The organism is Janthinobacterium sp. P210005, from assembly GCF_036231865.1.
GTDB lineage: Bacteria > Pseudomonadota > Gammaproteobacteria > Burkholderiales > Burkholderiaceae_D > Janthinobacterium > Janthinobacterium kumbetense.
The window spans coordinates 439123-459339 of record NZ_JAZARC010000002.1; the positions used below are offsets into that span (position 1 = coordinate 439123).

The 20217-nt window shown below is 63.2% G+C and carries 20 protein-coding genes and 1 pseudogene; 6 read left to right on the forward strand and 15 right to left on the reverse strand.

Features of this window, described 5'->3' with window-relative positions:
• The first annotated feature begins 92 nt into the window (after window positions 1-92).
• The 4 genes and pseudogenes from VPH40_RS11990 (at window position 93) to VPH40_RS12005 (ending at window position 4601) form a co-directional block, all read left to right on the forward strand.
• A pseudogene (locus tag VPH40_RS11990) lies at window positions 93-1251 on the forward strand (IS3 family transposase).
• Window positions 1252-1446: 195 nt separating this feature from the next.
• Complete coding sequence (locus VPH40_RS11995) at window positions 1447-2628, forward strand: hypothetical protein (protein ID WP_328573529.1); 1182 nt, start codon at window positions 1447-1449, stop codon at window positions 2626-2628.
• A gap of 245 nt (window positions 2629-2873) precedes the next feature.
• The gene (locus tag VPH40_RS12000; protein ID WP_328573530.1) at window positions 2874-3875 is read left to right on the forward strand and encodes a hypothetical protein; all 1002 of its coding nucleotides are present in this window, start codon (window positions 2874-2876) and stop codon (window positions 3873-3875) included.
• Between the two features lie 519 nt (window positions 3876-4394).
• Window positions 4395-4601 (forward strand): dodecin, encoded by a 207-nt coding sequence (locus tag VPH40_RS12005; RefSeq protein ID WP_071325761.1) that lies wholly within the window; start codon window positions 4395-4397, stop codon window positions 4599-4601.
• Between the two features lie 27 nt (window positions 4602-4628).
• On the opposite strand, the gene VPH40_RS12010 is transcribed toward VPH40_RS12005, so the two are convergent.
• A complete protein-coding gene (locus tag VPH40_RS12010; RefSeq protein ID WP_099665816.1) occupies window positions 4629-4940 on the reverse strand; it encodes a hypothetical protein in 312 nt (103 codons plus the stop codon).
• Window positions 4941-5102: 162 nt separating this feature from the next.
• Between VPH40_RS12010 and VPH40_RS12015 the strand changes: the two genes are divergently transcribed.
• Window positions 5103-5477, forward strand: coding sequence for a hypothetical protein (locus tag VPH40_RS12015; protein WP_099665817.1), 375 nt, complete (start codon window positions 5103-5105; stop codon window positions 5475-5477).
• A 211-nt stretch (window positions 5478-5688) separates the two neighbouring features.
• Complete coding sequence (locus VPH40_RS12020; RefSeq protein ID WP_289912456.1) at window positions 5689-6678, forward strand: PEP-CTERM sorting domain-containing protein; 990 nt, start codon at window positions 5689-5691, stop codon at window positions 6676-6678.
• Between the two features lie 69 nt (window positions 6679-6747).
• On the opposite strand, the gene VPH40_RS12025 is transcribed toward VPH40_RS12020, so the two are convergent.
• The 14 genes from VPH40_RS12025 to VPH40_RS12090 form a co-directional block, all read right to left on the reverse strand.
• Window positions 6748-7824: a LytR C-terminal domain-containing protein gene (locus VPH40_RS12025; protein ID WP_328573531.1), complete on the reverse strand. Its 1077-nt coding sequence runs from the start codon at window positions 7822-7824 to the stop codon at window positions 6748-6750.
• A gap of 11 nt (window positions 7825-7835) precedes the next feature.
• A complete protein-coding gene (locus VPH40_RS12030) occupies window positions 7836-8774 on the reverse strand; it encodes a type II secretion system F family protein (RefSeq protein ID WP_328573532.1) in 939 nt (312 codons plus the stop codon).
• 119 nt (window positions 8775-8893) lie between these two features.
• Window positions 8894-9871, reverse strand: coding sequence for a type II secretion system F family protein (locus VPH40_RS12035; RefSeq protein WP_099665821.1), 978 nt, complete (start codon window positions 9869-9871; stop codon window positions 8894-8896).
• Between the two features lie 10 nt (window positions 9872-9881).
• Window positions 9882-11228 carry a CpaF family protein gene (locus VPH40_RS12040; RefSeq protein WP_099668285.1) on the reverse strand — a complete coding sequence of 449 codons (1347 nt, stop codon included), beginning with the start codon at window positions 11226-11228 and terminating at the stop codon, window positions 9882-9884.
• A gap of 50 nt (window positions 11229-11278) precedes the next feature.
• Window positions 11279-12448 carry an AAA family ATPase gene (locus VPH40_RS12045; RefSeq protein WP_099665822.1) on the reverse strand — a complete coding sequence of 390 codons (1170 nt, stop codon included), beginning with the start codon at window positions 12446-12448 and terminating at the stop codon, window positions 11279-11281.
• A 52-nt stretch (window positions 12449-12500) separates the two neighbouring features.
• Window positions 12501-13109, reverse strand: a complete 609-nt coding sequence (locus tag VPH40_RS12050) for a TadE/TadG family type IV pilus assembly protein (RefSeq protein WP_305063120.1) — start codon at window positions 13107-13109, stop codon at window positions 12501-12503.
• A complete protein-coding gene (locus tag VPH40_RS12055; RefSeq protein WP_099665824.1) occupies window positions 13099-13581 on the reverse strand; it encodes a TadE/TadG family type IV pilus assembly protein in 483 nt (160 codons plus the stop codon). The genes VPH40_RS12050 and VPH40_RS12055 overlap by 11 nt, the downstream gene beginning before the upstream one ends.
• Complete coding sequence (locus VPH40_RS12060) at window positions 13578-15005, reverse strand: pilus assembly protein TadG-related protein (protein WP_328573533.1); 1428 nt, start codon at window positions 15003-15005, stop codon at window positions 13578-13580. Before VPH40_RS12060 ends, VPH40_RS12055 begins: the two co-directional genes overlap by 4 nt.
• Window positions 14995-15297, reverse strand: a complete 303-nt coding sequence (locus tag VPH40_RS12065) for a hypothetical protein (RefSeq protein WP_251349467.1) — start codon at window positions 15295-15297, stop codon at window positions 14995-14997. The genes VPH40_RS12060 and VPH40_RS12065 overlap by 11 nt, the downstream gene beginning before the upstream one ends.
• Window positions 15298-15313: 16 nt before the next feature.
• Window positions 15314-16744, reverse strand: coding sequence for a type II and III secretion system protein family protein (locus VPH40_RS12070; protein ID WP_328573534.1), 1431 nt, complete (start codon window positions 16742-16744; stop codon window positions 15314-15316).
• Between the two features lie 38 nt (window positions 16745-16782).
• Window positions 16783-17640: a Flp pilus assembly protein CpaB gene (gene cpaB / locus VPH40_RS12075; protein WP_328573535.1), complete on the reverse strand. Its 858-nt coding sequence runs from the start codon at window positions 17638-17640 to the stop codon at window positions 16783-16785.
• Complete coding sequence (locus VPH40_RS12080; protein WP_077398639.1) at window positions 17637-19010, reverse strand: ATP-binding protein; 1374 nt, start codon at window positions 19008-19010, stop codon at window positions 17637-17639. The genes cpaB and VPH40_RS12080 overlap by 4 nt, the downstream gene beginning before the upstream one ends.
• Before the next feature lie 93 nt (window positions 19011-19103).
• A complete protein-coding gene (locus VPH40_RS12085; protein WP_289905877.1) occupies window positions 19104-19637 on the reverse strand; it encodes an A24 family peptidase in 534 nt (177 codons plus the stop codon).
• Between the two features lie 54 nt (window positions 19638-19691).
• A complete protein-coding gene (locus VPH40_RS12090; protein ID WP_034752975.1) occupies window positions 19692-19874 on the reverse strand; it encodes a Flp family type IVb pilin in 183 nt (60 codons plus the stop codon).
• Window positions 19875-20217 lie beyond the last annotated feature (343 nt).

Consider the following 20217-nt stretch of genomic DNA (forward strand, 5'->3'; position numbering starts at 1 on the left):
GCCTCTTTAATCCCCGAAGGGAGCGAAGTGTAGTGGTTTAATGTACCCGGACACTGATTTAGGCGAGAATGCTCGCCATGGAGAGGTGTTTGATGAGCAAGCAAAGACGTACGTTTTCCCCTGAGTTCAAACGGCAGGCGGCATGCCTGGTACTGGATCAAGGATATAGCCATACAGAGGCAAGTCGGTCGGCATCGGCGAATCAGTGCTGCGCCGCTGGGTGCAGCAGCTTCAGTTGGAGCGGCAAGGCATCACGCCACAGAGTAAAGCAATGACGCCTGATCAGCAGCGAATACAGGAACTCGAAGCACGCATTGAGCGTCTCGAGCGGGAGAAGTCCATTTTAAAAAAGGCTACTGCGCTCTTAATGTCAGAAGGGATAGAACGTACGAGGTAATCGATCAGATTTGTGGTGACGAATCAATCGAGTTGATCTGCGCGGTGTTCGACGTAGCGCGGTCATGCCTGTATGCGCATCGGGAGCGCGCCCGGCACATTGATGTTGAGCGTATGGCATTGCGTAGCCGCGCGCACGAGCTGTTCGTCGAGAGTCGCAGTTCGGCGGGAAGCCGCAGCATCATGGGCATGATGCGCGAGGAAGGCACGGCAATTGGCCGCTTCAAAGTTAGTCGTTTGATGGAAGAGCTAGGGCTGGTCTGCAAACAGCCTGGTAGCCATGCCTATAAGCAGGCTACGGTGGAGCGGGTCGATATTCCGAACCACCTCAATCGTGAATTCACAGTCGAGGTGCCAAATCAGGTCTGGTGCGGGGACATCACCTATGTCTGGGCGCAAGGCCGATGGTATTACTTGGCAGTGGTGTTGGATTTGTGCGCTCGCCGAGCGGTGGGCTGGGCATTCTCGCTACGGCCCGACGCCGACCTTGTTGTGCAAGCGCTGGAAATGGCTTACGAGCAGCGAGGTCGACCACAGGGGCGGCTGTTTCATTCGGATCAAGGTAGCCAGTACGCCAGTCGAAAATTCCGTCAGCGCTTGTGGCGCTATCGGATACGACAGAGTATGAGCCGTCGGGGAAATTGTTGGGATAACTCCCCGATGGAACGGCTGTTCCGCAGCTTCAAAACTGAATGGCTGCTGTCAACTGGTTACATGACGGCACAGGAGGCACAACGGGACATCAGCCATTACCTGATGCACCGGTATAACTGGATACGGCCACATCAGTTTAATCACGGATTGGCACCGGCCGTCGCCGAAGAAAAACTTAACGTAGTGTCCGGGATGGGTTGACCACTACATTGTGCCTGCATTACAACCGCATGCTGCGGCGTATATCCAGACACGATGGCGGCGCCGAGTCACAGTTACCAACTTCCGCCAGATCGCAAACGTTACAATGGGTGAGTATTGCCACTCGGCAATTTGTTATCATTTATGACCTATTTTATTTTTTGCCAGTGATAACTAGTTCACAGAAAAGCTCATATGTCCACACCATCCACATCACCTGATCCGCAGTTGAAAACCCCCATCGAGTATTTACTAAGTGCCGTTCCACCGCTTAAAGCGGCGTTTAAAGTGTTGAAGAGTCCTCAACCTCTTGCTGCCATAGGCTTGGAAAACCACTCTTGGTATGGCATGCCGATAGCTCTGTTTTTAATAATGATATTTGCAATTTCTATACTAATAGCTGGCGATGGAGCTCCTTTTGTAGACCCGTTTACAGCAATTTGGACCTATAAATTCGAATTGCACATCTTCCCGGTGCGTAATTGGACTGTTTTAATTTTATCCACAATGTATGCCGTTTTAGCATGGGTGTGCAGCTATATCGCTATTTTCTTGGCAGGTACATTGTTGAATGGCGGGATTAGTGGAACGAATAAACAGGCACTAAGGTTGGCTGGTTACGCCGCATTAGCCATTGCCTGCGGATATGCAGTCGTGTTGTTCGTATTTAGCGCGCTCGGATGGATCTTGTATTTCTTCAAGATCCGTATATACATTTGGGGATGGATGGCGATAGCAACGGTAATTCTGATTCCTTTCGCCACTTGGGGGGTCGCCAAGGCTTTTCGGCGCACCTCATTGATTAATAATTCGAGCATTTTGCCACCACTGGTAATCAGCACAACTACCATTCTAGCCTGTGCACTAGGCGCAATTTTCATCATGGAAACGCTGAACGAAGCATTTATGAAGCAGGGCCGTACTGTAAATAACTTACGCAGCACACCGACGGCTGCGATAGTTCAAACTTGTGCTAGAGAATCTACAGACATAGTATGCGCCGTTACGCTTTTTCCGATCAAATGGCAAGATTATGAACTCATTGGCGATTGGAAACTCGGAAATATAACAAATCCAAATGCCACTCATCAGGCGCGTTTTTACTGGCATCCGGCTAAGGAAACGGACCGAAAATTCGCCCTGGTTACTTTAGAGTCCCGCAAGGACGTCACTGTGGAAATCCGGACTGAAGCCAATCGTGTCTGTAAGACTGACAATACACAAGTAGCCAACGACGATCGTTTTTTCGCTATAAAAGGACGAGTGCTTGGCATTCAACAAAATGCAGTTCAGGAGATGCGCCTACGGATTGACAATGCAGAGCCTTCGTTCGTCGACATAATGAAACAGGTCTGCTCCTCACAGATCGACGCATAGTGACCTTCCCTCAACCGTCGACGCGCCAGTTCAAGAACGATAAAAGATATCGCGTCGACGAAACTCAACGTGTCCCCTATTAGGGCAGATAAACTGATGCATATTCGTGCAAAGGATACTATTCGCTACACGTGTTTTCACACACACCCTGTTGACTCGCCACTGGATTGAGTATTCTCTTCAATCTGGACAACATTAAAACATACCTGTCCCCCCCGAGCAGCGCAATTGATAGAAAGTATTCGATGACAAAACCTGCTTCTCAACTCAGTAAGATAACGATGCAAATAAGTATTCCTCGTGACCAAGCGGAGGCATCCATCACCACGATGCAGCGACGGATGCTGATGGTGCCCACTGTCTACTTCCTGGATATTTGTTCAATCAGCCACATTAAAACCTACCTCGCTACCAAGAATTTCAAGGATAATCATCACGCGGAGTCGATCCAGGCACTTCAGGGTCTTGATCTCTCATATAACAAGATATCCTACCTAGCTGCACTGATGGAGAAGGTCAGCGACCAGCGCAGCAAGTTTTCTGTTAGCGAGTTTGTCACTGAAGCTCGACGTGACTGGGATGCCATAGGCTCCTTCTTCGAGCAGGCGAGCACCTTAGAACCGTGGAACTTTGTCGCAGAAGTTGCAACTAACTTGTTCGGCACCCATCTTGAGCAGTCGATGCCAGCGTATCTCGCGTTCCTTCAGTTCGCGAACGACCAAGGCCTGCACAACAAGATTGCCGAAGGGAAACGATTCAAGATGGCTCAAGTACTTTGTTCCAAAGCACTTGAGCTGGGGATCATTACTAGTCACCCGGTGGTGTTGGTGCCAATAGCATGCGTATATGGATGCGAGGATGCAAAACGGGTAATGAAATTCGCGGGGAAGCCGGAGAATTTCAATCCCAGCAATGCGTTGGGTGATATTCAGACGATCTCTCGCGTCACTGGAATGATGACCAACTTCGTTCAACAAGCCGGCGCGAATGGCGGGCCGTTCAAGAATGCAAAATTCATAACCGCAGATTCCCCGCTCTACAACATGCTGCGCTATTTCACTATGCAATCTGTAATCACAACGGAAATGCCAGACGGAGCGGCTCGCGAATTTAAGGTGTCCGTCGACGCTCCGGGTCTTTACCCTGATCTCTTTGGTTCAGATCTTAAGCCTAAGGATGAGAAAAACCAAAAGGAACTGGATGAATTATACAAGTTGCTGGGTGCAGAGTTTCCAGACGAACCTTGAATTGCCTGCGCCCGACTATACTGCTAGCCGCCGCACTTCGCGGAACCTGACGAGTAACAACCTCAAGTTTAAGGATGCTTGCCAGCCTCCAGGGTGCCTCAACGGTTGACAAGCACTGCAGCGACGTCGGAACCAATAGTAAATTTGATCGTATACTGTGCGAATGGTAGTCAACGGGGTGTCAACATTACTATCAGCTCACCAAGGCAGCACTATTAGCTGATCTAACGTAAGTGTCTGATTTCGCTACATAATGTTAGCTAGCGTCACCAGAACTGAGGAATTTTTAATCATCAGGTGGCCAGTTCGAAACCGGCAGTCGGCACCAGAATTTAGTAGGAAATCAAAGGGTTACAAGCTTCGGCTTGTAGCCCTTTTTTCTTTTCTCCCTTCTGCAAACCACTGCCGTGACGCATTGCTGCGCCGCGCAATGACGTCCAGCGCATTTAGGCGCACTATGGGCACTTGCTGGCGAAGAAGAACTTTCCGATGTCTGGCTTGCCTACCTGGGGAAATATCATGTCCGCACATACTTACAAGCTGATCGAACTGGTCGGCACGTCGACCGAGAGCAGCGATCAGGCGATACGCGACGCCATTGCCAAGGCGGCGCTGACGGTCAAGCACATGGACTGGTATGAAGTGACCGATTCGCGCGGCCATATCGTCGATGGCAAGGTGGCGCACTTCCAGGTCACGCTCAAGGTCGGCTTCCGGCTCGAATAAAGGGATCGAGTGAAGCAGGCGGCGCGCTCAGCGCCGCCCGGCCGCTCCCCGGCTCTCCAGCCACTCCCGGCCGCCGGCCTCCAGTGCGGTCTCGATGACCTTGTCCGGCAAGCTGTAGACGGTCGCCCAGCTGGCGCGGCCATCCTGCGTGTTGGCTGGAAAACTGTGCGTCTCGATCGGCCAGTGATATTTGCGTTTCAATGCCTTGACGATGGCGGCCAGCGAGACGCGGCCTTGCAGCGGTTCGGCGCCGGACTGGTCGCTATTCGACAGCAGCACGGCCAGGACCTGGCCGCGGCCCGTGCGCGCGCCGGGGAAGGTGGGGGTTTTGTTTGCCATGGCCTATTTTACCGGGCAATGATCGGACGAGAGGCGATGTGCCGCACCTTTGATACGGCGCAAGCGCCGCAGCGGCTTTGCGTCCACGATGGGCATTTCGCCAGGCGTGCCGGCGCCCCTCCGGCAGCCTGGGCCTATCATCATGGGGCACAGGAGCCTATCATGCACAGCCTGAACATCCACGCCATGCAATGGCAACCCGTCGCCGATATTTCCGCCGTCAATCCGCTGCTGCCCGACGATCTCGCCTGCTTTCGCGAGCTGCGCGACGTGCTGCAACGCTACGGCGCGCTCGACCGCTTCGGCATTTCCCTGATCCACCGCCATTTCGACATCGCCGACGACGAAGAGCTGATGGAGTACACGGATGCGGAAGCACGCATCTTGACGGTCAAACCTGTCAAGAAAAGCGACATCGACTGGAATCACACGACGATTACCAACTGGAAATTGACGGAAGGCGAGGAAGTGGCGCGCATCGGTTGCGGCTGCGCACGCAATTCGGGCGGCCACCTGGGCTATCACCGGGGTACCTGAGGCTGGCCGACGGCGCCCGCCAAGCGGCGTCGGCCTTTCTTACACTTCACTTCATCCAGCTCAGTCCGCTTTGTGCAAGCACTTGATTTCTTGTGATATTTTTGTGTGGCACGCAAGCTGCTTATCCCTGTCTACGAGATGAATCCAGGCAAGTCATTCTGGATTCTTTGTCCCCCGGATTTTCCGAGACTGACCACGACAAGAGGCTGCGATGAACGTTGATCACACACGAAGCAAGACCCTGGGCTGGCTGGGCGCACTGGCGGCGGCGAGCCTGCTGGCCAGCGGCCAGGCACAGGCCGGCGCGTACGGCCTGGCCGTCAATGAGTTGAACAATTTCCGCATCACCACCAGCGCCGGTGCGCTGTCGCTGGCCGGCGCCAACCGCAATGCCAGCGACAGCGCTTTTTTCGAAGGCGGCGTGGCCGTCAATCCGCGCGCCGTCAATACGGGCCCGGCCGCCAACGCCGACGTGCTGCAAGTGTGCTCGGGCGGCGGCTGCAGCGGCTTGCCGCAAAACCATTACGCCCCCAGCCCCAGTTCCACCCTGGAGTTTGCCCGCGGCGATGCGCATGCCTTCGGCAACATGCTCAATGGCGGCGCCAGCGTGAGCGCCGTGGCGGAAGCTCAGCGCAACACGATCGGCGCCGCCACGGCCACGGCCGGCGACACGCTGACCGGCTCCGTCAACCTGACCCTGTCGAGCGCCGGCTTCATCACCTTCAGCTTCATGGGACGGCGCGACCTGCGCACCAGCGTGACGACCATGGGCGACAAGTCGAACGTGTCGATCATGGATATCTTCAATATCTCGTGCAACAGTTCCAGCCCCGCCGGCTGCCTGTCGCACGCGAACGCCGATGGCGTGATCTTCCAGTTCGCGCCCGATGGCGATGCCAACAATGGCAGCGACATCAATGGCAACCATGGCGCCGGCAGCCTCGACCCGTTCAGCCTGAACATGACGGCCGGCACCAACGACCCGGCCACCGGGCGCGCCTTCACGAATGGCTTCGCGATGTTTTCCCTGACCTCGAATTTCGCCCTGCCGGCCGGCAGCTATACCCTGAATTTTTCCAAGTCGACGCGCACCGATATCGTCGTCATCGATCCGCCGCTTGCGGTACCTGAGCCGGGCACGCTGTTCCTGCTGGGCATGGGATTGGCAGCCCTGGCTTTTACGCGGCGCCGCCAGCCGTAATCATCCGCAGCATGAAAAACACGCGGCGCCTCATGGGCGCCGCGTGTTTTTTGCATCAGTCGAGGCGTTTTAACCGAGCCGCGCCAGCGCCTGGCGCGCCAGCTGCAATTGCTGCAGATAATAGCGGTGCAGCATGGCCGGATCGCTCAAGTCGCGCCCCAATACCAGGCGCAGCTCGCTGGCGGGGCAGTCGCCGGCCTGGGTTTCTACTGGGGTTTGCACCTGCGTTCCCAACTGACGCGCCAGCTGGCGCGCCGCCTGCTCCTGCGCGGGCCGGTACTCGACGCGCGTGCGCGCCACCTGGAAGCCGGTTTCATTGGCCAGGCGCACCACTTGCACGGGAGCGCCGGCCAGGCTGCGCGCCAAGGCGGCGGCCAGGCCGGGCACGCCGTTGCCATTCACAATTTCCAGGCGCGGGCGGGGCACGGCAGGAGCCGGCATGGACCGCTCGGCCGTGACAACGGGCACGCTGCGCGCGGCGGCCGGCACGCGCTGCAAGCGGGCCATGCCGTCGCCTTGCGTGATCTCGATGCGCGCCATGGCGGGCGCATCCGGCAGCGGCGCGGCCACGGGCACGCCCGGCGGCGGCGCCGCGTTGCGCAAGACGGCCATGTCGCTCCGTAAATCATGTTCCTGCAGGCTCTGCGCCTGGCGCCGCATGACGGCCGCGCGCGCGTGCTGTCCCAGCCGTTCGAGCACTTGCGCCAGGTGCTGCCAGGCCAGCGCATTGAGCGGATCGAGCAGACACGCCTGTTCCAGCGCAGTCAACGCTTGCGCATCGCGCCCGCGCAAATAGTAGGCGCGACCGAGATTGCTGAACAGATACGCCTGTTGCGGCTGCGGCGCACCGGCTTCCTGCGTCAGGGCCAGCCATTGGGCGATCGCCGCATCGTGCTCGCCCCGCTGCGCATGCAGCACGGCCAGGCCGTTGCGCGCATTCACATGGCGCGGCGCGGCGCGCAAGGCTTGCGCATAGGCCGCTTGCGCGGCCGGCAAGTCGCCCCGCTCGAAATGCTGACGCCCGGCCGCATAGGCGGCATCGGCGTCCGGCCACTGCGGCAGCGGCGCGTGGGCCGGCGGCGTGGTACAGGCGGCCAAGCCCAGGCAGGCGCAGGCGGTGGCCAGGCGGGAAATCATCAAGCGCATGGTAGCTCCTTTCAGCGGTTGGCCATGGCCGGCACGAGCACGCGATAGACTTCGATCACGGCCGGCCCCATGAGCACCAGCATGAGGGTGGGAAAGACGCAAAAGATCAGCGGGAACAGCAGTTTCAGGGCGATCTTCGCGGCCGCCTCCTCGGCCAGCAGGCTGCGCTTGCCGCGCAGATTTTCCGAGTGCACGCGCAGCGAGTCGCCCATGCTGGTGCCGAAGCGTTCCGACTGGATCAGCATGGCGACGAGGGTGTCGACATCTTCCACGCCGCTGCGCAGGGCCAGGTTGCGCAGCGCCTTTTCCTTGGAAAAGCCGGCGCGCATTTCCATCAGCACCAGTTGCAATTCCTGCGCCAGCACCACGCTTTTGATGTGGATTTCGCCCGACACCTTCACCAGCGCGCGCTCCAGGCTCAGGCCCGCTTCCACGCACACGGTCAGCAAGTCGAGCGCGTCGGGGATGTTTTCAAAGATGTCGCGCTGGCGCCGCTTGGCCGTGCTGGCCAGCACCAGGTTCGGCAGGTAATAGCCGATGGTGGCGCTGACGCACAGCAGCAGCAATAGCACGCTGCGCAGCTGCGCCGCCATGGCGCTGGCCGCATACAGCCCCAGCACGGTGGGGAACAGCAGGGCCAGCACGGTCTTGGCCGCAAAGTACAGGCCCGGCGCGCTGGCCTGGCGCCAGCCCGCGTTCATGAAGCGCGTGCGCAGCGGCGAGCGCTCCCAGCCCTCTTCCGGCAGCGACAGCTTGCTGAACGGCTGCGCCACGCGCGCCACGCGCTCCACCCAGCCCGTGTCGGCCACCGCCTCGCTGGCGGCCGGCGCCATGGCACCGGACAGGCGCTGGCGCAAGGCGCCGGGAAAGAAGATCAGCCACGCCAGCAGGGCCAGCGCCACCACCACGGCGAAAACGATCAACAGGAACAGCAGTTGCGGGCCAGTCATGGCATTTCCTCCGATTGATCGACTGACAAAACGTTCAGGGCTAGGCGTGTCGCCGAAGGCAGTACGACAGTACGACAAGGCGACGCAACAACGCCATGGACTTTTTTTCAGGCGATCTCTTAGATGCGGATGCGGATGACGTTGCGCATCCACACGACACCCAGCGCCACCATGCCAGCCGCGTACCACAGCAGCTTGATGCCGCTGGGATCCGTCCACAGCAGGCTGATGTATTGCGGGTTGACCAGCGCCATCACGCCGATCATCACCACCGGCATCAGCCCCAGCACCCAGGCCGACATGCGCCCCTCGGCCGACAGCACGCGCACCTGCCCCAGCAGCTTCAGACGGGCGCGGATGATGCGCGCGATGCTGACCAGCACTTCGGCCAGATTGCCGCCCGATTCGCGCTGCACCAGCACGGCGATGACGAGGTAGCGCAAGTCCGTCAGCGGGATGCGCGCGGCCAGGTTTTGCAGCGCCTCGTTCATCGGCACGCCGTAATTGATCTCTTCGTGCGCCATCTTGAATTCGCCGCTGATCGGCTCATTGAGTTCATCGCCCACCATCTGCAGCACATTCGAAAACGAGTGCCCGGCGCGCAGCGCGCGGGCCAGGAAATCGGCCGCTTCCGGCAATTGCGCCTCGATCTTTTTCAGCCGCGCCGCGCGCGCGCGCAGCACGACCATGCACGGCCCGCCGCCCGCCACGCCCAGCAGCAGCAAGGCGCCCGGCAGCGGCATGGGCCAGATGGCCAGCCACAGCAGCGCCAGCAGCAGCAAGCCGCCCGCGCCGCCCAGGAACTGCGCCACCGACCAGGACAAGCCCGATTGCAGCAGCAGGTGGTCGAGCTTTGCCGCCTGCGGCAGGCGCCGCAGCCAGCGCTCCAGGCCAGGCGAGCGCGCATAGCGGCGCTGCTTGAGGATGGAAACCCGCTCGCCGCCAGCCTCGCCGCGCGCCGCCATCAGCCGCAAGCGCCGGTTGATGCGCCGCGCCGCGCTGCCGTGCGTGCCCGCCCACCACAGCCAGGCGCCTTCCACCATCAGGATGCAGGCGGCGAACAGCAGCACGGCAAAGCCGTAGAACACCAGGTCCATGATGCTTCCTTTATTCGTAGATGCGGTCCGGGTCGAACACCGTATCGGGCACGGGCGCGCCAAACATGCGCAGGCGTTCCGTGAAACGGGGCCGCACGCCCGTGGCACAAAAGTGGCCCAGCACCTTGCCAGCCGCATCGACGCCCGTCTGCTCGAAGCGGAAGATTTCATGCATGGCGATGATGTCGCCCTCCATGCCCGTCACTTCCTGCAGGCTGACCAGCTTGCGCGCGCCATCCGTCAGGCGCGACACTTGCATCACCACCGTCACGGCCGAACAGATCTGCTGGCGCGTGGCGCGCGGCGTCAGGTTCACGCTGGCCATGCCGACCATGTTTTCCAGCCGCGCCAGCGCATCCCTCGCCGTGTTCGAGTGGATGGTCGCCAGCGACCCTTCATGGCCCGTGTTCATCGCCTGCAGCATGTCGAGCGCCTCGGCGCCGCGCACCTCGCCCAGGATGATGCGGTCGGGCCGCATGCGCAGCGCGTTGCGCACCAGCGCGCGCTGGCTCACTTCGCCCTTGCCCTCGATATTCGGCGGGCGCGTTTCCAGGCGCACCACGTGCGGCTGGCGCAGCGCCAATTCGGCCGCATCCTCGATGGTGACGATGCGCTCGCTGCCGGGAATGAAACCGGACAGCACATTGAGCAGGGTCGTCTTGCCGCTGCCCGTGCCGCCCGAGATCAGGATGTTGACCTTGGCCTGCCCCAGCGCCTGCAGCACCTGCACCATGGGCGGCGTCAGGCTTTTATAGTCGAGCAGATTGGCGATGCTCAAAGGCTGCACGGCAAAGCGCCGGATCGACAGGATCGGGCCATCGACGGCCAGCGGCGGAATGATGGCGTTGACCCTGGAACCGTCCGGCAGGCGCGCGTCGACCATCGGGCTCGATTCGTCGACCCGCCGTCCCACGCGCGAGACGATTTTTTCGATGATCTTCATCAGGTGCGCATTGTCGTGGAAGGTCACGTCCGTCAACTGCAGCCGCCCGCCCCGCTCCACATACACCTTGTCGCAGGTGTTGACGAGGATATCGGACACGCTGGCATCGGCCAGCAACGGTTCCAGCGGGCCGAAGCCCAGCATCTCGTGCTGGATGTCGAGCACCAGGCTATGCCGCTCGTGCTGGTTCAGGACGATGCGCTCTTCCTCGATCACGCGCTGCACCAGCAGCGCCAGCTCGTGCTTGAACTGTTCGGCCGTCAGACGTTTCAGGCGTTCCAGGTCGATACGGTCGAGTATCGTCTGGTGCATGGTCTTTTTCAGTTCCTGATAGGCGTGCAGCGCCAGCGCCCCTTGTCCATTCGTGGCGGGGCGCACCGTTTCATTCGCCGCCAGGCGTTCGCGTAAAGTCATCTCGGCTCCCATGATGGCTCCCGGCGGGAGCCTTGACATCCATCCCCGTCCTAAGCCTCGCTGCGGCTGAACAGGCGGTCGAACAGGCCGCGGCTTTCCGTCACGCGGCGCGCCGTCACCAGTTCCACCAGTTCGGCCAGGCTGCGCGCCACGGCGCTGGTGCGCGACAGCTGCAGCAGCGGAATGCCCTGGTTGACGGAATCGGTGGCGGCGATGTAATCGTTGGGCACCGTGTGCACCACTTCCGCGCCCAGCGCCTGCTCCAGGTCCGCCAGGCGCAGGCGTCCGCCCTTTTCATAGCGGTTGACGATCAGGCGCAAGCGCTCGCCCGGATAGCCGAGCGAGCGGAAGATGTCGAGCAGGCGGCGCCCGTCGCGGATGTCGGGCAAGGCCAGCTGCAGCACCGGATAGATGGCGTCGGCGTTGTCGAGCGCGCGCAGCGACAGCGCATCGATCTGGCGTCCCACGTCGAGCACGATGTAATCGTAGTGCTGGCGCGCCACGGCCAGGATGCGGTCCATGTGCTCGGGCTGCATGTCGACCTTGTGCGCCGGGTCGTCGGCCGCCGCCAGCACGCCGAAGTTCGGCGTGATGTGCACCAGGCACGAGGCGAGAAAGGCGCCGTCCATGCGCGCGATCTGCGCGCAGATGTCGGACAGGGTCATGGCCGGCTTCTGGTCCGAGACATACAGGGTGGCGTCGCCGAACTGGCCGTGCAGGTCGATCAGCAGCACCTTGCAGCCAGCCAGGCTGGCCAGCGCGTAGGAAAAATTCGTCGACAGGAAGGTGGCGCCGCTGCCGCCCTTGCACGAGATGAAGGCGAGCACTTTACCGTCGCGCATCTGCGTCACGCCGGCCTGGATATCGACCCGGTCCATCGCTTCGTGGAAGGCCTTGTGCACCAGCGGCAGCTGCAGCACTTCGCGCATGCCGGCGCGCATGGCGCGGATCAGCACATCCTGCTGCTGGCCGCGCGTGAGCAGCATCAGCACGGCCAGCGGATACTGGCGCGCCAGGCGCTCGAGCAGGTCGGCTTCGTCGGCATCGATGCCGCTGGCGTCGACGATCACCAGCTCGGGCGCTTCGGGCAGCATGCGCTCGACGGCGTCGCGCAAGCCGCTGCGCCGGTCCAGCAGCCGCAGCACGGGCATGCGGGCCGCGCCTTGCGCCGCGATTTCATCGTGCAGGCCGGCGTCGCGGGTAATCATCAAGGCTTTCATCACCCCTCCTTCATTCAAGGCACTACATTCGGCTGCGCCGACGCACTGGCGCTCATGGACAAAAGCCGGGATTGTCCGCATACCCCAGCGACTCGGCCACCGCCATGGTGGTCCCGCTGGGCAAACGTATGGCGCCTGCGCCGGAGGGAAACATCATCCCCAGCAGCGGCAGGATGGGCCGGTACGGCACGCGTTCGCAGCGCGCGCCGACGCCGGGCTGGCACAGGCGCGCGCGCACGAAGCGGATGCAGCTGGCGCCGTGCGGATCGTCCAGGCAATTGATGCGGTTGCGCTGCGGGCAACCCGGCAGCACCGTCACCGGCAGTACCGCCAGCGCGGCGCCGCCAGCGCTCTCCGACAAGTAATCGATGCGCACATGCGCGTCGCCGAGGCCGCCGCCCAATGGCAGCGTGCCCGGCGTGGCGCGCAGCACGGCGTGCGTGCGCACGGCTTGCAGGGCGGCGGCATCGCTGAAATCGGTGACGGCGGCGGCGCGCGCCGCGCGCCGGGTAATTTCATGCACCATGTTCCACATGTACACGGCGCGCGCCACTTCCAGCATGGCGAACAGGAACAGGAAGAACAGCAGCGCCAGCATGGCGAATTCGACGGCGAAGACGCCGCGCTGGCGCTGCCGGCGGAGGTGCGGGTTAATGGACATAGCGCAATGTCGCGTTGGCGCGCAGCGGGATCGGCGCCAGTTGCGGCAGCCACTTGCGGGTCAGCGCAGGCAGGAAATCGACCGGCATGTCGGCGGTGACCTTGATGCGCACCTGCAGCGGCGCCGTCGCGTAGCTGCCGCAGCCATAGGAATCGTCGGCATACACGCAGTCCACGTTGACCCTGGCGGCCTCCATGCCCGGCCAGCTTTCCGCCATCGCCTCGACCACCATCTGCCGGGCCAGGGCGGCGCCCTGGTTCGCCGTGCCGATGCTGCCCATCTGCGGCAGCGGCATGGTCGCCATGTAGCGCGCCGCATCGTGCGCGCTTTTTTGCAGGGCCGTGTACACCAGCAGCGCGCGGCCGAACAGCAGCACGAAAGGCAGCAGCGCCATGAAAAACAGCAGGATCAGCGCCAGCTCGATGGCGGCGACGCCGCCCTGGCGGCGCGCGGCGCGGCGGAGCGGCCTCATTGCAGCAGCTCCGCGGGGCCGGCCAGCGCGCCCTCGTCCACCAGCCCGTCAAATTCGGCGCTCAATACGCCATTGCCGGCCGGCGCCGTCATGAAGAAGCGGCCGATGCCGCGCACCCGCGCCAGCACGTCGCTGCCGGCCGGCACGGGGCAGGCCAGCAGGGGAATGTGCAGCAGCCGGCGCTGCGCCACGCCCGTGTTGCCGGTCGGCGCCGTCTGGAAGCCCAGCGTCTGGTAGGGCGGCGTGGCAGGGTAGCCGGACTTGGCGGCCGGCGCGGCCGGGCTGGCCGGATACAGCCTGGGCCAGTCGCTGGTGGCAAACGGCAGATAGCCGCCGGCCGGCTTCGGGTTGCTGTACCTGGCCGCCCTGGAAAACGACCACAGCGGTCCATAACTGCCGACGGCGGGCGGCGTCGCGTTCGATTCCGGATCGGCCACGGACAGCAGCGGGTTGCCCGTGCTCAGGGCGCTCGGCGCGTCGGGCGTGTTCATCATCCACCAGCTCGGGGCCGTATTCGGATAGGCGCGGATATTCGTGTCGGGCGGCGCCGTGACGGCATGGCAGCCGCTGCCCGCATGCTGGTTGAAACGCGCGTTGAAGGCCGTCCACAGCGCGGCGGGAAAAGGCCGGTGCACATGCACCTGGGCGCTGCCGATGCGCGGATACAGCACCGTGCCGCTGCAGACGAACGGCAGCACGCTCGCTTCGCCGACCTGCTGCGACGGCCCCACCACGCCCGGCTGGCCCAGCGGATTGAGCACGAAGTGTTCAGCCGCGGGGCCGTGCGGATTGAGTTTTAACAGGTTATACGCCACGCCGCGGCGAAAGCCATACTCCAGCAACTCGACGGCCGGCAGCAGCGCCGCATTCGTGCGCGGACTGGCCGCGCTGGCCGACAGCGCGCAGATGGCCAGCGGCATCAGGCGCAAGCTGGTGCGCCCCGCCACGGCGCGCGCGCCCGTGTCCAGGGTGCGCAGCGCCGGCGACCAGGCGCCGAGAAATGCCGTCGCCACCCGTCCCAGCGAGGGGGTATTGGCCTGCGTATCGACGCGCACGAACAGCGCCGTGGCGGCGTCGGGCACGGCGCCAGCCGCATGCCAGCCGCTGGCAGGCGCGTCGGGCGCGCTGGCGAAGCGGATGCTGGCGTCCGACAAAGTCGCGCCCTGCATGCGGCGGCGCCATGCGCTGCGGTCGGCCGCACTGCCCTTGGCTTTTTCCACGGCGACGAGCAAGCCCTCGGGCGTGCCCACCAGTTCCGCGGCGGCCGCCATCGCCGCATTGTCGGCCAGGTTCTGCAGCTCCGTCTTGCGGCCGATGACTTGCCCCACATCGAGCGCCAGGCCGATAAAGCCCAGCACCACGATGAGCAGGATGGAAAAGGCGATCAGCATCGCCCCGCGCTGGTGCTGGCGTCTATTTGCCACTGCCGCCTCCCAGCATGAATTGCACCGGCTGCGGCGCCTGGGCATTCGGTTCGGCGAACGAAGCGCGGTAGCGCTGCATGACGGCGTGCGCGCTGGGTCCGTCGAGGCCATCGGCTGGCGCGCGATTGCCCGCGCCGGCCGGATCGCGCACCTGCTGCGCCATGGACAGGCGCACGGCGTCGCCGAAGCGCCGGTCCAGCTGCGGCGTGCTGCCGTGCGCGCAGGCGGCCAGCTGCACGGCCAGGGCCAGGGCGGCGCAGCGCCGCAGCGACGTCAAGAGCGAGTTCGGCATGGCGTATCTCCCCGTCTCATTTCAACTCGAAACCGTTGGCCGCGCGCGGCGGCGGCACGGACGGCGGCGCGCCTTCCATCTTGCCGCCCAACATCAAGTCCATGCGCGAAGGCGGCGCCAGCTGCGCCGTCGGCAGCACGGCATCGGCCGGCAAGGGTTTGACCAGGTGCGCGGTAATGACGAACAGCAATTCCGTGCGGTCGTGCTGGAAATCCGTGCTGCGAAACAGCGCACCGAGGATGGGCACTTCGCTGAGCCAGGGCACGCCCGTGATATTGCTCACCTGGTTATTCTTGATCAAGCCGCCGATGGCGTAGCTCTGGCCGTCGTACAGCTGCACCGTGGTCGAGGCGCGCCGCGTGGTGATGACGGGCAAGATCGAACGCCCGCTGACGCCGGCGGCGGAAATGCCCACGCCCTCGCGCGACAGTTCCGACACTTCCGGCGCCACCTTCAAATTGATGCGCCCGCCCGACAGCACGGTGGGCGTAAAGCGCAGGCCGACGCCGTATTCGCGCTCTTCCAGGGTGATCTTGTTGTTGTCCTGGCCGACGGGAATGAAGATCTTGCCGCCGGCCAGAAAACTGCCTTCCTGCCCGCTGATCGCCATCACCGTCGGTTCGGCCAGGATGCGCACCAGGCCATCCTGTTTCTGCGCCTCGATGGTCAGCTGCTGGCGGCCATTCGACTTGCGCACGTCGAGCAAGCCATTGGCCGTGCCGCTGAGGAAGTTCGACAGCAAGGTGGTGGCCCAGCTGCCGGACGCGAGGCGCAGGGTGGCGCCCACTTCCAGCCGTTCCAGCAGGGACTTCGACACTTCGGCAATTTGCACGGCCAGCATCACTTGCTGCGGCGCGCTGACGTCGAGCATGTTGATGATGCGGCTGTGCGCGCCACCCGCGCCGCCAGCGGGCGCCGTGGCGGCGGGCGGCATGGCGGCCCCATCGGCCGGCTTGGGCAGCGCCAGCGCGACCGTGGCGCGGCGCACGTAGGCGTGCGCCAGCTCGACGGCGCGCAGCACGGCGCCCGCATCTTGCACCGTGCCCGACAGTACAAGAGTGTCGGCCACGGCCGTGACGCGGATGGCTTTTTCTTCCGGCATCAGCGCCGCCAGGGTCGTTTGCAGGCCGGCCGGGTCCATGCTGACGCTGACGTTCACCACGCTGCACACGCCGCTGCGGCCCTGGATGATCATATTCGTGCTGCCCACGTCGACGCCGACCACGTACAAGGTGTCGGGCGCGACCAGCATGGCTTGCACCACGGCCGGGTTGCCGACGCTGCGCTGCTGTACCGCCTCGGGCAGGCGCAGCATGCTCGACTTGCCCACCTGCAGCTGCAAGTGGCCGGGCGAGGCCGCTTCACCGCCGCAGCGCGGGCCAGGATCGGCCGCCGCGCCGGCAAGCGGCGACAGCAGGCAGAACATTATCAGCAGGGCGCGGTTCATGAGCGTGTCCATGGTTGAGCAAGGCAAAGGCCAAAAGGCTAAAAACATTCGCGCGACTGGCGCGTCCCGTCGATGACGCCGCTGCACAGGCGCTGCGGCGCCGGCGGCGCCTTCGCCACGCACACGGGACGCGGCGCGGCGGCCAGCACGGGCGCGGCGGCAGGAGGGACAGGCTCGGCTTCGTGCGGTCCGCCCAGCAGGGTCAGCTTGGTGGCGCCCGCCGTCACGCCCGGCTGCGGGTCGACCTGGTTGCGCAGCACCAGCGACAGGCTACCCACGCTGCGCGCCAGGTCCAGGTTTTCCGCCTGTTCCGGCGTCACTTCCAGGGTCACCGCATTGACCACGCGCGGCTTAGTCTCGTCGCGCCCCACTTCCTGCGCCACGGCCAGCACGAGGATGCGTTCGAGCACGATCTTGGAAATGTTGCGGCTTTGCGGAAACGCGCGGTCGCCGGCATCCTGCTGGGTGCTCACGATGATGTCGACATAGTTGCCCGGCAAGGCGAAGCCGGCCACGCCGATCACATCGTTGACGCGCACGGTGATGGCGCGCCGCCCTTCCGTGATCAGGGCCGACAGGCCGCCCAGGGTGCCGGCCGGCGCCAGCTTGGCCTCGCTCAGGGGCTCGCCGCGCAGCACGCTGGTTTTCAGCACCCTTCCCGCCAGTGTGGCCGGGTCTTGCAGCGCACCCTGCGGCAAGCTTTCCGCCGGCCACTCGGCCAGGCGCAGCATCTCGGGCGTCAGGCGCTGGCCCAGGTTGACATCGCTGGCGGCCACGACGATCTTGCCCTTGCCGGCCGGCGTCTGGCGCAGCAGCCAGTGCGAGGCCAGCAGCACGGCCAGCAGGCCCAGCACGACCGCCAGGCCCATCATCAGGAGGGCGCGCCGGTTCTTCATGCGATGCGCTCGCACAGGCTGGCGGCCGGCATGTCGCAGCTGGCGAACAGGCTGCTCCAGGCCTGTTCCAGGGCGGCCACCGTCAGGCGCGCCTCGCTGCCGGCAAAGCCGGCGAAGTCGCCTATGCGCGCCAGCAATTCCTGCGGATAGCTGGCCAGCAAGGGCCGTCCCTGCGCGCCATGCAGTTGCAGCAGATGGTTCAGGGCTTGCTCGTCGATGGCCATGCCGGCCAGCCGGCATTGCTGGCGGAACAGGGCGCGATAGGCGCTCTCGGTCAGCGGCCCCACCTGCACCTTGTAGCCGATGCGGCGCAGCAAGGCGGCGTCAAACAGCTCGTCCGGCGGCACGTTCGTGGCCAGCACGAGGGCATTGTCGAACGGCACGCTGATCTGCACGCCGCCGGGCAAGCCCAGCTGGTCGCTGCCGCGCGCCAGCGGCTGCATCAGCCGCGTCAGCAGTTCTTGCGCCCCCAGGCGCTGGCGGCCCAGGTCGTCGATGATCAGCATGCCATTGTTGGCGCGCACATGGGGCGGCGCCTGGTAGCAGCCGCCGCTGGCGTCATGGCGCAGCTCCAGCATGCCGGCGTCGAGCTCGGCGCCCACGTGGATCACGGGACGCTGGCACAGCACCCAGCGGATGTCCGTGCTGCGCCGCTCCAGCGCCTGGCGCGCATGGCTGACGTGCTGCGGCGCGGGCGGCAAGTGCTGGGCCGGGTCATACAACTGGATGATGTCCTGGCCAACGACGATGGCGTAGGGCACGGCGACCAGCCCGTGCAGCAATTGTCCCAGCTGCAGCGCCAGGGTCGACTTGCCGCTGCCGGGCGGACCGTACAGCAGCAGCGAGCGTCCCGAATGCAGGGCCGCGCCGACCACGTCGAGCATGCCCGGCCCCGCATGCGCGCCCCCCAGCACGGCGGCCAGGTCGTCGCTGCCGACGCGCTGTTCCTGCGCCAGCCACGACTGGCGCGCCACCATGGCGCGGTACGCTTCCAGGGTGACGGGAGCGGCGCCGATATACGCGCAGCGCTCGAGGAAGGCGCTGGCGCGCTGCTTGCCGGCGCCCGTCAGCTGGTACTGCACGTCGATATCGGATTCGCCGCGCCAGGCTACCTCGGCCATCTGCTCCGTCACCATGAAATCGAGCACTTCGCGCAAGACATTGATCGACAGGCGCAAGCGCGTCGTCAGCGCGGACAGGTGCGTCTTGCCGCCCACAAACATCAGCTTGGCGATCAGCTCGACCACCAGCGGCCGCTCGAGTCCCGTTTCACGCAAGCTCTTCGGCTGCGGCGGCAGGGGCGGCATCAGGTTCGCGTCGGCAGGGCGCGGCGCACTCTCGGTGCTCAGGGAATAGTCGACCTCGGTCATGCTGCGTCTCCAAGCCGGTTAAGAGGGCATTCAACAGAATTCATTCTAGCGAGCGGAGACTGGCGCCCATTGATCAAGAGCAATGAATACCAATCAGAAATAATGACGCCCCTGCACCGCCAGGCAGCCCAGGGCAATGGCCAGGCCGTACGGCATGTTGCCCACGCTGGCCTGGCTGCCGAGTGCAGTTGGCGCCAGGGGAATGCCGGCCATGCGCGCGATCATCGGCCACAGCAGCTGGCGCAGATTGCCCAGGCAGGCGCGCCACTTGCCCTGCCAGGTGATCATCAGCACGGCCATCACGCCGCCCAGGACGAACGTGGCGAAACAGATCTGCAGCACGGGCCAGGGGCCGGCAAAGGCGCCCGCCATGGCGATCAGCTTGACGTCGCCGGCGGCCATGCCGCGCAGCACATACAAGGGTAAAAAGAGGAAAAAACCCGTCGCCATGCCGCCCAGCCACACGGGCAGCACGCTGTGCGGCCACAGCCACAGGTGCAGGGCCAGGGCGGCGAGGATGCCGGACAACACCACACCATTCGGTATCTTGCGGCGGATCAAATCACTGACGGCGGCCCCCGTCACGAAGCACAGCAACAGCAAATCGCACAAGGCGGTTGCAGGCATGGCACACCTCCCGAAAAAAAACCCGCCACTGGCCGGCCAGCGGCGGGCACCCGCTTAGGGCGTCAACACCAGGTTCGACGAAATGTCGGTGAGGACGGCCAGCAAGTTGGTCTTGATCAGCAAGAAACCGGCCGTGATGGCGGTAGCCATCAAGGCCGCAATCAAGCCGTATTCGATTGCCGTAATGCCATCCTCATCCTTGACAAACTGCTGTACTGCCGACAGGAAGGTATGCATGACAAGCTCCCAAAAGTGAATCACAAGTCCCTGGCGCAATCGGGTGTGAAACATTGCCCATTCCTGCTAATATGTTTCCTGCCGTAAATTTCTGCGCCATTGCATTGACTATAAAGCGTCCACGTTTTGGCAAATTGACGCGCCACAAGTTTCCATATGGAAATTATCAAACCCTGTCGACATGTCGGCTGACGCAAACAAATGTTGCGATCTGGATTGAAAGCCTTCGTCAGGGCAAGTTTTTTGCAATGCAGTGCATGAATCTCATGTATTTACATGAAATATTGCATACGTTAATTGCCTATTAGGCAAAAAGACATTATCCTGCTTAGCTCTTCTTTGG